Origin of the sequence: Bradyrhizobium sp. 45 (assembly GCF_023073155.1) — a bacterium.
GTDB classification, from domain to species: domain Bacteria; phylum Pseudomonadota; class Alphaproteobacteria; order Rhizobiales; family Xanthobacteraceae; genus Bradyrhizobium; species Bradyrhizobium canariense_D.
On record NZ_JADPIX010000138.1, the window covers coordinates 113,450 to 127,040 of the forward strand.

Genomic DNA, 13,591 nt, shown 5'->3' on the forward strand with positions numbered 1-13,591 from the left:
TGAATCTGGTTCACTTGTGGGATGCTGTCGAATATCCCCATATCGGCAATTCGCGCCTTTGAAGCGGCCGCCCGCACTGGATCGTTTCGCGATGCGGCGAATGAGCTTCACTTGACCCCGAGTGCCGTCAGTCACGCGATCCGCAAGCTGGAGGGCACGCTTCGGACCGTTTTGTTCGAGCGCAGCGCCCGATCCGTGCGGCTCACGCCGGCCGGCGAGAACCTTATGCGTCACACGGGAGCGGCATTCGACCAGCTCCGTCGCGGCCTCGAGGAAGTCGCTGCGCGCGGGCCACAATTGGTGCGCGTCCATTCCGCGCCCAGCTTTGCCGCGCAATGGCTGGCGCCACGGCTTGCACAGTTTCTCGCCGCTTACCCGAAGCTCGAAGTTCGACTGGCTGCAAACACCGACTACGCACGCTTCAGCAATGATGATTTCGATATCGACATCGTCTACGGTCCGCCGCGCGCGGAAGGTGTCGAAATTGTTCCTCTGCCGGAGGAGACGGTCACGGCGCTCTGCTCGCCCTCGCTCGCAAAATCGATACGAAAGGCTGCCGATCTGCTCGATCAGACGCTCATCCGCTCCGACGTCAAGCGGGTGCAGTGGCACCAATGGTTCACCGCAAATGGCTTGGAAGCCCCTGCGCTTCACGGCATGAGATTCGACCGGAGCTTTCTTGCGATTGCTACGGCTGCGGAGGGATTGGGCGTCGCGCTGGAATCGACCCTCCTGGCCGAGCGCGAACTGGCGAGCGGACGATTGGTCGCTCCGTTGGCACGACGCGCTAACGATATCCGCTACGTTGGTCACCGCCTGATCTACCCGCGCGCCAGCCGACAGAGATCGGCGGTACGAGCCTTCGCAGATTGGCTCATGGCGCAACTCGGGGGGGAAGGCGCGGTACCACCGAGCTAAGGTGATCGCAGAGAATCGGCGCCGAACTCGATCCGAACTGTTTACGTCTATACGTTTTATAGCGATCGACGAGTACCGAAGTGCTCCCGACCTGGAAGAAGCCCGCGATGCATCGGACGTCGATTGGCCTGCCGATCGCCACGTGCGCGACGGCAGCTACTTCTTCGACAAGGCCCACGGATTTATGCAGGTCGTCGACGGCGAGCCCGTCGTGGTGAAAGCGCGCAACGGCCGCAGCGCCGAGGGCATCCCGGAAAAGCATGTGCGCATCATCCGGAAGCCGATCCCGGTCCGCGACTCCGTGCGCGAGGTGTTGAAGGCGCAGGAGCTCGACCGACCGTGGAAGAACGCCCAGGTCAGGCTGCGCATCGCCTAGTCGAACTTCGCCCGCGACTTCGGCCCGATCAACTTCACCACCGTCTCCATGGTGGAGGATGAAGAGATCGTCGAGGTGCGCGAGACGCACCGCCGGCCGAACATCCAGCCCTTCCTCGACGACCTGGACTGCTGGCTCGTCGCCTCGATCGAGGACTACGACCTCGAGACGAACACCGCGAAGCCCGGGCCGATCGGTGATCGCGCCGGCGGCGGCCCGGAAATCACCAGCGCGGCAGACGCGCTCGCGGTCGTCCTCAACGAGCGCGGCTGCATCGACATCGACCACATCGCCGAGCTTCTGCACGGGACTGCGACGACGTCGTCGCTGAACTCGCCAGCGCCGTTTTCCGCGACCCCGCGAACGGCTCGTGGCAGACGGCGGACTCCTACCGGCAGGATGTTAGCTGCCTGCTCCAGCGCGTTTTCTTCAAGCGACGGCGTGCTGGCTTGCAGTTCCCCCTCGTCACAGTCCGCCGATCCTAGGAGTGCTCAAACCAGCAATGCTAGGGACTACAAACTGAACGTCCGCTTCCGAGCCATCTAGCATGACCAATTCGCACCGGCGAAACGCCAATCCAGTTCGGGAAAGTAGCAAGAAAAAGTGTCGTGATTTGAGCACGTCTGGAGACCCGTCAACGCGTAGGCGGGCGCCAGTTTCGGAAATCTCAACGAGAACGCAATCGCGCCACCATTTTCCATTTACACCCAAAAGGGTGACCCAATGCTCTCGTTCGAAACGCACGCGCTTTGTTTGTCGCTTGCTCCAAAGCATCGAGATCACACCGCTCAGCGGCGCCTTCAAATCATTTCGTCAGAAAAGAAGCCGAAGAGCTGTTTGCGAGCGACATCAAGCCGGCCACGCTGGCAAGTCGGCAGTTGAAAGAGAATTATTGCCTTTGACCTCAGAGGCAAAGCGAGGTCTTAAATTACTTAACCTTCATAATAACGCGAAGAGGCTCGAACATAGGAGTATAGTCCCGCTGCAGTCATCGCTAGGAGCGCGCCGAAGCACAATTGTTTGCGCATGAGCGCCCCTGGTTGGGGTCCTGGATAGCAACCGACCTTTCCTGCGCCCGCGCCGTCAGTTCTTATCCTGATTTTGCACAGATTTCCGGCTGTTGTGTCTGGAAAATGCATTTTTTGAGCACCACACAAGGCTACTCGGCCGTGTTGCGGCACGAATAATCGTTATTGCTTTCGGCTCAGCAAACAGGACCTGAAGAGCGGCGCGATATTATGCGCGCGACGCGCGTCGTTTGGCCCGGGTGTGAGGGGTTTCATAATTGCGATATGGATTCTGAAGTAAGTCTTGGTCATGACTCGGTCTCTGATTTTCTTCGTGGTCTTTGCGATCATCCTGGCAGCGCGTGGGCAGCAGCGAGAACAATTCGTGTTACGCCCGACTGCGGCCATGCCTCCGGTCAACGTACCCTGAGCGCAAGCGCACGGAACGTGTCGGCGAGATGATGATCATTTGGGGCACTTATCTGGCCAATCAAATCCGGCGGGCCATCCGCCGGCGGAGATCGTGAGAGTCCAGCATCGTTGCGCCGGCCTCGTTAGCCATCAGTGACCCTGGAGGACCGGCGCCGCCCCAGTCGTTCGGGCTCACTCCGGCGTAGTTCGACAGGAAGAGATCCTGCCGGCACTGGCGATGGCAGCTCAGGAGCTCTCGTGTCCTCTGGTTGGAGTTGGTGCGTAGTAGGGCGCGGCTCCATCAGCTCGAGCACCGCTCGTCCCTTGTCCGTGATGCGCCACCCTCCATGCAAGCGGTCGACGAGTTGCTGCGTAAAAAGGTCGAGCTCGGGCACACGGGCGCCCATTCGTTTGGTGCGTGCCGCCCAATCCGGACCGCTCGTGGCCAAAATGGCCATGTCTCGCTTGAGGTCCGGCATGGATGCGAAGCCGTTCGGGTAGCTCACAAGGATCTTCAACACCGTGACCTGGAAATTCACATGAGCACTATCGGTCTTGTCCGTATCTAGCGCCACATGGTTGGCGCGGAGCGAAGAGCTTGCATTGCGACCTGCCGAAGGCGCTCCGCCGTGATCTCACCTTTGTTGGCGGCCTCCAAGATCTTGGAAGCGACATGGGCCCGAGTGCCGGTTTCGCTGCGAGGCAGACTGTCGCAAACCTCCTCAAGAACAGCACGCAGAAGCGCAGTGGTCGTTGCGTCCAACACTTGGCGACTCCGCAAGGCGCAAAGAATGGTAGCAGAGAAAGCACGGTGAACTCCTCAAAGAACTACTAGCTGATTCCAAAGTCGAGTATGAACTTCACCACAGTCGTCGTTGCTTGTTGATTGTCCAAGACGTTGCCGCCATGCCCTCGAAGCAGGACAGTTGTGCTGGTCTGGCTCCGCCACGCCAGCGCTAGAGGAAGCGCCTCCGTGATGGAATTCAGCGCTGGAGGGGCTCTTTTTGACGATTTTCGCCGCGATGTCCGTGCGATGTCTCGCCACTTGCCAGAGTGTCTATTTTCCCGCGGAGAATCCATCGCCGGGGCAGCCGCAGCGGGCGTTCCGGTACAGACAGACCGTCAGTGTTTATGTCCGATCGTTTTTCTTTCTTTGAGATTTCCCTTAAGCGCCGTGGGCGAAGCTGGTCATGGTCCGTCAGCACGAGCGAGGGCACGCCGGTATAGCAGGCTCACGAAGCAGTCGAGCCGCCGCCAGATAGGAAGCGAAGAGGGCGTCATTTCTGCTGCTAAGCACGCCAATGGGCCCGCCTGCAACAGTTTCGTCACGCCGAGCTGGCGAGCGGTGTCGGTCACCGCGTTGGCTCCCGCGCCATTAGGCCCTGGTCTGTGAGTGGCCATGTCATGACCATGTCCCAGTCCTCGTATTTTGCTGATGCATCTAGGGAATGTCGATGAAGCAGACCAAGCAAAACGAGAGATCACAACGTGGGAACCTCGTCGGCAAAGTACTTGGTCGGAAAACGAAAAAACTGACCGCGACGATGAAGCGCCGTGCCCTCAAGATAAAAAAAATCTGAGCGACCGGATCCGCCATCTCAATAGAGACACGCTCCACGCCTCCTCGCACTAAGCTCGTCAGGTGGCGCCCCTCCAAGGTTCGCTCGCTTCCTCTCCGCTAGCGCCTCTCTGCACCTGTTTGCTGTCACGTTGTGAGGGGCCCGCCGATTGGAGCTTCCTATCTCCTGGCGTCCGGATCGAGCATGACGTTGTCGATAAGCCGGGTCGGGCCAACATAGCCTGCTGCACAAATGGCGACCGGACGCGATAACTGGTTCGTGGCCGGTTTTAGCGTTTCAGCGTCCACGATTTCGAGGTATTGCAACTCATCCAACGCCTCAAGGGGAGGCCTGACAAGCGATAGCAGCCGGACGGGATCGCACTCTCCTTCGCGAAACGCGGTTTCCGCCGAGAGCAGGCGCCGGCTGATCGCCAATGCACGGTTGCGCTCCGGGGCGCTGAGATAGCGGTTTCGGCTGCTCATTGCGAGGCCATCCGGCTCGCGGACCGTCGGCACGGTGACGATATCGATCGGCAGATTGAGATCAAAGGTCATGCGGCGGACCACTGCACATTGCTGCAAGTCTTTCTGCCCGAAAAAGGCGACATCCGGCTGGACCATGTTGAACAGCTTGCAGACAACGGTCGCAACGCCGCGGAAATGGCCGGGCCTGAACGGGCCGCACAGGGACTCCGCGAGTGCACCGGGTTCAACAAAGGTATCAAACTGAGGCGGGTAGAGTACTCGTCCCGCACCTCCGGAGCAAAGAGGACGTCGACTTCTGCCTCCCGGCAAAGTTGTTCATCGCGAGGGAAGTCGCGGGGATAGGTGGTGAGATCTTCGGTTAGGCCAAACTGCGTAGGATTAACGAAGATGCTGACGACCGTGGCGTCGCAACGAGCCTGGCTGTCTTCGACCAGGGCCATGTGGCCCTGGTGCAGGTAACCCGTCGTGGGCACCAATCCAATGTGTCTGTCGGGGCCCCGAGCCTCAGCTAAAGCGCGACGCAGTTCAGCAACGGATCGGATGGTTCGCATGATTACGACCCTGAGGTTGGTTCGTGTGGAGGCCAGTTTGCGACGAGCTCCTTGAGCGCGTCCGGAAGGCGATAGGATTCCTGCCCTCCTGGGAATGTACCGTCACGAACGTCAGTCGCCCAGCGCGAGAGCGCCTCCTGCATCAGCTGAAATCCATTCGAATAGGCGCGCACGAATTTGGGCGGCTTACGGTCGGTAAGACCCACGACATCATGAAACACGAGCACCTGCCCCGAACAATCAAGACCGGCTCCGATTCCGATGGTCGGAATCTTCAGGATCTCCGTCGCCCGCGCTGCTAGCTCCGCCGGGATTCCCTCCAGCACGAGAGCAAAACAACCAGCTTCCTCCAGACGATGCGCGTCCTCGAGCAGGCCGAAGGCGTCGGTGGCAGTCCGGCCCTGCACCTTGAAACCCATGACATTGACGCTCTGTGGGGTGAGACCGAGATGTCCCATCACGGGAATTTCACAGTCGACCAGGGCGCGTACCATATCGAGGCGGTTTGCACCGCCTTCGAGCTTCACCGCATCGGCGCCACGCTGGAGGAAGCCGCCGGCGTTGCGGATGGTCTCTTCCCGGCTCACGTGGAAACTGAGGAAGGGCGTGTCGGCAATGAGAAGGGCACGCGGTCTTGTCCGCGCAACCGCTTCGAGGTGATGATTCATCATCGAGACGCTGACTGGCAAGGTGTTGTCGAATCCGAGGCAAACATTGCCAACTCTGTCGCCGACGAGGATAATATCCACGATCGGATCAGCGATGCGCGCTGCAACCGCGTCGTAAGCGGTGGTCATTGCGATCCGCCGCCCCTCCTCCTTCCATTGCTGAACAAGGGGTATCGTAACTCGCTGGGTTGGCGACTGCGGCGTGTGGCTGATCTCGGTCCTGATCTGTTTTCTTAACGCAGGCACTTCAACTCCCGGCGCTTCCTAGGCGAGAGGAGAGATAAGGGTCAATCCACCGATACACAAAGAAAGCTTTCCCTCCAAACTGGAAGAAGGGCGCACCGAACCTCCCAATGATGGCGCAATCATCGTGGGAATGATTCTCTGCAGCCGAGAGGAAGGTCGCGGTACGAGTCATGGATCGCAAAGCGGCGGATATGGACCAAAAACGCCGATGATCGGCCCGGCTGGCAATTCTGATGGGAGGCCGCAAGCTCATGGTCGGCAAGCTCTGCAACGCCGCCGCCGCACTCACTTTCACCGCGGTGGTCGTCGGTGGATTTTGGAGCCTTTCGAACAGCTATTTGATTTGTGGGCTTGCGCTAGTCGCTTCAATATTCGCCCGTCGCTCGGTTGAGCGCTCGTTCATCAAGCGCGCCCATCGCGACATGGTGCGCATTCATAGCGCCGACTGGGGCTGTGCCGACGCTACGGGCACGGGCTTAGCCGACAAGCCCTCGAGCGGCCATGCTCGTGATGACCTTCTGGTGACGAGCCGTCGCATTCTAGCCGACGGACCCGTCTTGATGACCAACCCTGCTTCACCTTTCCAGGCCGCCCGCATCGAACGCCTGCGGGACTTGCTCGGTCAGGCCCCCGAGCCTTGCAGCAGCCCTGTAAGTGGCAATGGGCACAACGCAAGGTCTGATCAAAGAACGGGAGAGAATACCTCAGCATGCGGCGGCAGCTGATACGTTGCGAGCCTTCTTGGGCTGCCGCGGCAATTTCCGCTGCGCAGCTCCGGCCATCAGCGACGGGGCAGCCAGCGCCCCCCCCGGGATATAGTGGAGCATGCGTCATCTTGAGCCGCCCGTCTGAACGCAATAGACACATGTGCTGACGGCTGGCGCATGGCAACATGGTATCAAGTTCCGCACCTTCGTAGCTCGTGAAAGACGCGGGCTTCATCCTAGCGAAGTCGACTAGGCCAGAAGAAGCCCTGCTCCCTCGTCACCGCCGGGCGGCCTTGGTCTTGAGGCGGCTGCGTTAAGCTGGCGGATGGATCCATCAGGCCGGTACGAAGTCTTGCGGGCCAACAGCCGAGGGCGTGCACTGTCCCGGGACGGTGATGACGGCTTCCTGGACCAGCTGCTCGAGCCGGCGCAGCGCGCCAAGCGAGGTCCCCGCGTGGATCGTGCCGATGCCGCCGGGATGTCCTGTGCCCCAGGCTTTCAAGAGATCGAGGGCTTCGGCCCCACGGACCTCGCCGATCGGAATGCGGTCAGGGCGCAGGCGAAGAGGGAGCGCACAAGGTCGCAGAGCGAGATCACGCCATCCTTGGTCCGCAATGCCACGAGGTTCGGTGCCCTGCACTGAAGCTCCCGGGTGTCTTCGATAAGAACGACGCGGTCCGATCCTTTCGCGACCTCGGCAAGCAGCGCATTGTCAGCGTGGTCTTCCCGGTCGAGGTGCCGCCGGCGGCCAGGATGTTCTTCCGTGCGGCGACCGCATTGCGAAGCGCGATCGCTTGGCTCACGTTCATGATGCCTGCGGCGACATAGTCGTCCAGCCCGAACACGGCGACCGCCGGTTTGCGGATCGCAAACGTCGGCGCGGCAACAACCGGCGGCAGCAATCCTTCGAAACGTTCCCCCGTTTCCGGCAGCTCAGCCGAAATCCGGGGGGAGCCGGGATGAACTTCGGCTCCTACATAGTGCGCGACCAGTCGGACGATTCGTTCGCCATCCGCTGCCGAAAGGCTCTCTCCGGTGTCTGTAAGCCCGCTCGACAATCGGTCGATCCATAGCCGCCCGTCAGGGTTGAGCATCACCTCCACAACGGTCTGATCTTCCAAAAAGCCCGCAATGGCCGGCCCAAGGGCGGTGCGGAGCATGCGCGCCCCGCGCAACTCGGCTTCCAAATGAAATGAATGTATCGCCACGGCTGCCCCACATGATCGAGGCCCTGCCCTTCAGCGGCCTCATGTGAGACAAGTAGAAAAAGCAGATCCTACGCTGTCGCAAGACAGGATCATCGCCGTCGTAGTCTGGCGTAGAAACGGCAAGAGTCGGAAAGGAAGGTTCGATAAGCTCGTGTTCGGCGGCGCTGAAAAAGGAGCACTCGTTGGGCATCAGCCCGTCAAGCTCGCGTCACCACTCCAGGTGTTCATCCGCCTCCAGCACCGCAGCTTCGCTCGCCGGGATAGCGGCATGAGCCGAGCTCCAGCCGCAGGCCGGTTGGAGTAGGGCCGAAGTCCTCTTCTTCCCTTTCCGACTTCGAAACCATGGAACGGCAAACCAGGCGAGCGCCGCCAGCTGTAGCAGCACGTTCAGTCCGAACGCGGTCTGGTAGGCAATCAAAGGATGGTGGCCGGCCTCAACGGGCCATCGCTCAAGAATCAGGCCCGTCCCGTACTGCACGATGAAGGCCCAGCCAAATTGCAGGACGTTCAAACCACCATTCGCGCGCGCGACCAGTTGGGGCGGGAAATAATCTCCTATGATGGCGTAGGTCAAAGCGGTGGCCGATCCGGCCACCGACACGACGCACCACGGCAGAAGTGACGGCCAGGGCGGATGCAGGATGATGACGATCTCCGCTCCGATCAACAGGGCCGCGACGGCCGCGAACAACACTTCCATATTCCTGCCACGGCTGCGCACCCAGGTTGCAAGCACGCCCAAGACTAGCGCCCCGAGGCTCAAAACAGTCGCCATCACGAACAGCTCGCTGACGAGACTTGTTCGATTGAGCCGTTCGATATCGCAAAGCCAAGGTGCCGCCCACAAGGACTGCAGTGCCCACGCCGACCCGATACAGGTTGCCGACAGGGGGCAATCCGCCAGAAGCGTTGATCAGAGTAGATGGTTTTCAGTGTGGCCGGCTTCGTGCTGCCTGATGGGCTGTCGACTCGTTCGGGAGCGACCAGATAGATCAAAATGGCAGCGAGCGCGCTTGCGGCGGCCAGCACCGCGAACAGGCCGCGCCAGCCTATCCAGTCCAGGAGCACCTCGGCAGGAGCGGTTGCCGTGACCGCGCCCAACGAACCCAGCATGATCATAAAGCCATTGATGAGGGCCAAACGTTCTCTAGGAAACCAGAGGACGATCATTTTAAGGCCCGACATCAGCGCTGCTGCACTCCCAAGTCCGATCATCGCGCGGGCGATGAGAAGCGAAACGAAACCCGTCGATAGTCCGAAGAGCGCGGCCCCCGCTGCTGCCACAACCAAGAGCAAGCTCTGGACCCGGCGCGGCCCGTAGCGATCTAGTAACATGCCGATCGGAATCTGACCCGCCATGACGACCAGGAAATAGATCGACGTGAGCAGCCCGATGTCGGCAGCGCCCAGCCCGAGGTCGGAGCCAAGGGGTCCAGCGATCAGCGTATTGATCGTCCGGAACAGGTAAGCAAGGTAGTACCCGGCCGCGAAGGGAAGAAAGATGCAGGCGATGAGCCGCCACACAGGAAGCGGTTCGATGCGTGCCACAGGCGTTGTTTGCGCGGCGAACCCTTTCTGTACGCTTCTGCCGTTCTGGACGGTGCGTTCAACACAACGAGCTGGACAGGTTCCGAAAGTTCACCTTGCTGCCGCCCTCCTCGGCGGCAGCGCGCGGCTCGGAGCCCCCCTCTACAGCGGGTGCGGACGAACCCTCCTGAAGCAGTTCTTCTGCAGTTCGCCTCTCTGATACACCGCTACCGATTTCAGAGGCACGCCAGCTCGCCCTTCCGAGCCGATCAATCGTCTCCTGAATCAATGGTTGGCCAAACCGCACTCCGCGCTCGAGCTGTTGGACCAAAACCTTGCAGCGTTCTTGGCCGAGGAGGCATGCGTCCCGCTGCTGGGATGATTGCATGGCCGCCGTAACGGTGAGGTGATAGCGCGCATGCAGGGCCACTGTCTCGGCAACGATCGCGACCTCGCGCTCGAGCCTTGCCATCTGACCACTGAACCGGTCCGGAGTTTCACGAATGAGCCCTTCGGCCGCTGGCGCAGGAGCCAGAAAACGCTGAAGCGCCGTGTCGACGACCATGCTCTTGCCGACTCCCGCGCGTTCGGTCGCGGCTTCAAGCCGCTCGAAGATGCTTTCGGAGAGCTGAACGATGATCTTCTTGGTTCGCAGACCTTCGTTCGAGCTCGGCTCCACCTCGCCATCGGAACTTTTCCCAATCGAGCTGGCCTGACCTTCAGCCTCACCATCGATCTGCATTGTTTCTTCAGCTCCTCAATTGCGACCGCACGAAACGGCACATGCTATCCGTGCGGCGTGGCTTTCCGGTCGAAACAGATGAATCGGCCCAGCGATGATGCGTCGACAGAAGGGTCAATCCGACCACGACATCAATCGCGCCGACATCGGCGTCGTAGTCTGGCGTAGCCAAAGAAAGACGAGGCGGGCTCAAGATGAGCCGGATCTTTCAGCCTCCTGCGCGGCAGCTAGGGGCCACTCGCGATGGCCTTCTGGGACGTCAAGAAAGCTCCCCGCGCTTCACGACTCTGTGTCGGTCTGCCTTCGCGCGCGCCCGCTCGGCTCACCTAGGCCCGGCGCTCGATCGCCAAGGAGCCGTCACAGGCACTCTGCGCGGAGAAGTTTCTATTCGGGCTTCTTGGAGGCTTGCACGTCGATGCTTACCTCCTTCAGGACGCTGGATCCGCTCGCAAGTCGTCGTCCCAGCGCTTCGACAAAGCGGTCGTACCGCTCACCGCCCTTGGCGCGGGCGGCAGGGCTCGAATGCTCCGGCAATGCCGGAGTTGAGGTCAGCCAGAACCGGATGAAGAGCGCGACGGTCTCAAGCGTGATGCCATCATTGCGTTCAAGACGCTCGAGCACCCGCACAATCCGATCCAGCCGTTTTGCTATCACAGCCTCGCGCCGATCGGAATCGTCCGGAGAAAGGAAGGAACCTATTGCGGCCTCGACCACCAGCGACTTGGACCGGCCACCGCGGCTTGCGAAGGCCTCAAGCGTTTTGAACGTTTCGGGATCGAGATAGATGCTGAGCTGGACCTTTTTCACGCTGCCTCGCTCACAGGTCCATTCCATCGTCGGGATCGAGGGTGACGGTTCGCGCAACTCCCTGCATCGACCGGCTCATCAGTTGCGCCTGGACGGCATCCTCGTCACCCTCGTCGAGCTCGGGGTCGAACTCGTGCTCGCCGGCCGGCGTCTTGATCTCGATTTCCTCATGCAATTCCGGCTCGCGGCGTAAGCCGCCGTTCGCCTCGTCGCTCCTGCCCGTGCGCCTGGTCAGCAGCTGGCCCGACGGCGATATTTGGGCGCGGGCTGACCAGTCATCTGGGCGGGTGGGCTGCTTGTTCGGCTCCAAGCGGGGCGGCTTCAAGACACGTCGCTGGAATTGCGGATCCTCATAGTAGCGGACCTTGTTGGCACGGACCGGGTGCACACCGGAAATCATCACGACCGCGTCTTGCGGAGACAGTTGCATGATTTCGCCGGGAGTCAGCAGCGGACGAGAGGTCTCCTGGCGGCTGACCATCAAGTGCCCAAGCCACGGGCTCAGGCGGTGGCCCGCATAGTTCTTCATGGCTCGCAATTCGGTCGCAGTTCCGAGCGCGTCGGAGACGCGCTTGGCGGTGCGCTCGTCATTGGTCGAAAAGGCGATCCGGACGTGGCAATTGTCAAGGATCGCATGGTTCGGACCGTAGGCGCGTTCGAGCTGGTTAAGGCTCTGCGTGATGAGAAAGCTGCGGATGCCGTAACCTGCCATAAAGGCGAGTTGGCTCTCGAAAAAGTCGAGCCGGCCGAGGGCTGCAAACTCGTCAAGCATCAGAAGCAGCTTCTGCCGGCGCCGGTCGGGATCAAGGCTCTCGGTCAAACGCCGTCCGATCTGGTTCAGGATGAGCCGCATCAAGGGTTTGGTGCGGACGATGTCCGATGGCGGCACCACGAGGTACAGTGAGACGGATTCAGGACGGTCGACGAGATCACGGATGCGCCAATCGCTTCGCGCGGTGATCTTGGCAACTACCGGATCACGATAGAGCCCGAGGAAGCTCATCGCCGTCGAGAGCACACCCGAGCGCTCGTTCTCGCTTTTGTTCAAAAGCTCGCGTGCCGCTGATGCGACGACTGGATGGATGCCTGTCTCAAGATGCGGAGTCGCCAGCATTGCATTGAGCGTAGCCTCGATCGGGCGAGATGGATCCGAAAGGAAATTTGCAACCCCGGCGAGGGTCTTATCGGCTTCGGCGTAGAGGACGTGCAGAATTGCCCCCACCAGGAGTGAGTGGCTGGTCTTTTCCCAATGATTGCGGCGCTCGAGTGCACCCTCAGGATCGACGAGAATATCCGCGATATTTTGAGCATCTCGCACCTCGCAGTCGCCACGGCGGATCTCGAGGAGTGGATTGTAGGCGGCGCTGGCCGGATTGGTCGGATCGAACAACAGCACGGGCCCAAATTGCGCGCGCCACCCAGAGGTCAACTGGAAGTTCTCACCCTTGATGTCATGGACGATGGTGGAGGCCGGCCAGGTCAGAAGGGTCGGAATGACGAGGCCAACACCTTTCCCGGAGCGCGTCGGCGCAAAGCAAAGCACATGCTCGGGCCCGTCGTGGCGCAGATAATGACGTCCGAACCGGCCGAGCACGACGCCGTCAGGGCCTAACAGCCCGGCCCGTCTGACTTCGCGTAGATCGGCCCAGCGCGCCGAGCCGTAGGTGGTGACGTCCCGCCCTTCATGGGCTCGCAGGACCGAGAGCAACATGGCGAGCGCTATGGCCGCGATGCCGCCGCTTGCAGCAATCGCGCCACCCTCCAGAAAAACGACGGGCGCATAAGCATCAAACTTGAACCACCAGCCGAAGAAAGCTGCCGGCTGATAAATCGGCCAATGCCCGAGCTTGAACCAGGGAGCCCCAAGCTGTTGCTGGAACGCAAGCCGCCAGGCTGTCCATTCGGTCGCAGCCCACAGGAACGCGAGCACGATGAGGCAGACCAGGATGACCTGGTGCCAAATGATTTTTGTTGCCGACATGATCGGGATATCTCGGCATATCGACGTGCGCACACAACTACAATGGTGCTCGCGTCGCAGTGGCGCGCGTGGCAGCGCAGAGATCGGCGGGGACAAAGCCGAGATACGTAGCCAACGCCCATTCAAGCGAAGCGGGACTGATCGAGGTTTGCATCATGAGACGGCGCCGAAATGCCGATTATGTGCGTAAGAGCTCATGGATGGGCAGAAAAACGCTGACTTCGCTCAAGTAATGTGAAGCGTTCCTGAAGATTGCCCTCCTGGAGCGCTCAAACGCTGGAGGGACGGACGACCTTCGATCCTCGCGAAGTGTCGCTGAATGGGTCCCGGAGTTCTGACGATCGCGCAATAGATAAGCTCACCCGCCGCCAAGCTGCCCTTTCCCAAGAGCCACC

9 protein-coding genes and 4 pseudogenes are annotated in these 13,591 nt (G+C 60.7%); 4 read left to right on the forward strand and 9 right to left on the reverse strand.

Annotated elements, in window-relative coordinates; translation table 11 throughout:
• The first annotated feature begins 21 nt into the window (after window positions 1-21).
• Window positions 22-918, forward strand: coding sequence for a LysR substrate-binding domain-containing protein (locus IVB42_RS32260; protein ID WP_247471826.1), 897 nt, complete (start codon window positions 22-24; stop codon window positions 916-918).
• Between the two features lie 94 nt (window positions 919-1,012).
• Window positions 1,013-1,686: pseudogene (locus tag IVB42_RS32265) on the forward strand (lactate dehydrogenase); the annotation flags it as partial.
• A gap of 1,169 nt (window positions 1,687-2,855) precedes the next feature.
• Here IVB42_RS32265 and IVB42_RS32270 read toward each other — a convergent pair.
• Together IVB42_RS32270 and IVB42_RS32275 are read right to left on the reverse strand one after the other, a co-directional pair.
• On the reverse strand, window positions 2,856-3,251 hold the full coding sequence (locus IVB42_RS32270) for a hypothetical protein (RefSeq protein WP_247299934.1): 396 nt from the start codon (window positions 3,249-3,251) through the stop codon (window positions 2,856-2,858).
• Between the two features lie 26 nt (window positions 3,252-3,277).
• On the reverse strand, window positions 3,278-3,478 hold the full coding sequence (locus tag IVB42_RS32275; RefSeq protein ID WP_018459031.1) for a hypothetical protein: 201 nt from the start codon (window positions 3,476-3,478) through the stop codon (window positions 3,278-3,280).
• 688 nt (window positions 3,479-4,166) lie between these two features.
• Between IVB42_RS32275 and IVB42_RS42095 the strand changes: the two genes are divergently transcribed.
• Entirely contained in the window at window positions 4,167-4,292 is a 126-nt protein-coding gene (locus tag IVB42_RS42095; RefSeq protein WP_256464689.1) for a hypothetical protein, read from the forward strand.
• A gap of 158 nt (window positions 4,293-4,450) precedes the next feature.
• Here IVB42_RS42095 and panC read toward each other — a convergent pair.
• Window positions 4,451-5,310: pseudogene (gene panC, locus IVB42_RS32280) on the reverse strand (pantoate--beta-alanine ligase).
• A gap of 2 nt (window positions 5,311-5,312) precedes the next feature.
• Entirely contained in the window at window positions 5,313-6,203 is an 891-nt protein-coding gene (gene panB / locus IVB42_RS32285) for a 3-methyl-2-oxobutanoate hydroxymethyltransferase (RefSeq protein ID WP_247300065.1), read from the reverse strand.
• 272 nt (window positions 6,204-6,475) lie between these two features.
• On the opposite strand from panB, the gene IVB42_RS32290 reads away from it, so the two are divergent.
• Window positions 6,476-6,949, forward strand: coding sequence for a hypothetical protein (locus IVB42_RS32290; RefSeq protein ID WP_247337824.1), 474 nt, complete (start codon window positions 6,476-6,478; stop codon window positions 6,947-6,949).
• A gap of 316 nt (window positions 6,950-7,265) precedes the next feature.
• On the opposite strand, the pseudogene trbB reads toward IVB42_RS32290, so the two are convergent.
• From trbB to IVB42_RS32315, 5 genes and pseudogenes are all read right to left on the reverse strand, one after another.
• A pseudogene (gene trbB / locus IVB42_RS32295) lies at window positions 7,266-8,091 on the reverse strand (P-type conjugative transfer ATPase TrbB).
• A 256-nt stretch (window positions 8,092-8,347) separates the two neighbouring features.
• Window positions 8,348-9,663, reverse strand: a pseudogene (locus IVB42_RS32300) (MFS transporter).
• Window positions 9,664-9,745: 82 nt separating this feature from the next.
• Window positions 9,746-10,408, reverse strand: coding sequence for a hypothetical protein (locus IVB42_RS32305; protein ID WP_247299931.1), 663 nt, complete (start codon window positions 10,406-10,408; stop codon window positions 9,746-9,748).
• Between the two features lie 384 nt (window positions 10,409-10,792).
• Window positions 10,793-11,215, reverse strand: a complete 423-nt coding sequence (locus IVB42_RS32310) for a CopG family transcriptional regulator (protein WP_247299930.1) — start codon at window positions 11,213-11,215, stop codon at window positions 10,793-10,795.
• Between the two features lie 10 nt (window positions 11,216-11,225).
• The gene (locus IVB42_RS32315; protein ID WP_247299929.1) at window positions 11,226-13,196 is read right to left on the reverse strand and encodes a conjugal transfer protein TraG; all 1,971 of its coding nucleotides are present in this window, start codon (window positions 13,194-13,196) and stop codon (window positions 11,226-11,228) included.
• Window positions 13,197-13,591 lie beyond the last annotated feature (395 nt).

Excerpts from the sequence above, each read along its gene's own strand:
- IVB42_RS32260 (WP_247471826.1), top strand. The coding sequence starts at position 22 with ATGCTGTCGAATATCCCCATATCGGCAATTCGCGCCTTTGAAGCGGCC.
- IVB42_RS42095 (WP_256464689.1), top strand. The coding sequence starts at position 4,167 with ATGAAGCAGACCAAGCAAAACGAGAGATCACAACGTGGGAACCTCGTC.
- IVB42_RS32290 (WP_247337824.1), top strand. The coding sequence starts at position 6,476 with ATGGTCGGCAAGCTCTGCAACGCCGCCGCCGCACTCACTTTCACCGCG.
- IVB42_RS32305 (WP_247299931.1), bottom strand. The coding sequence starts at position 10,408 with ATGCAGATCGATGGTGAGGCTGAAGGTCAGGCCAGCTCGATTGGGAAA.
- IVB42_RS32315 (WP_247299929.1), bottom strand. The coding sequence starts at position 13,196 with ATGTCGGCAACAAAAATCATTTGGCACCAGGTCATCCTGGTCTGCCTC.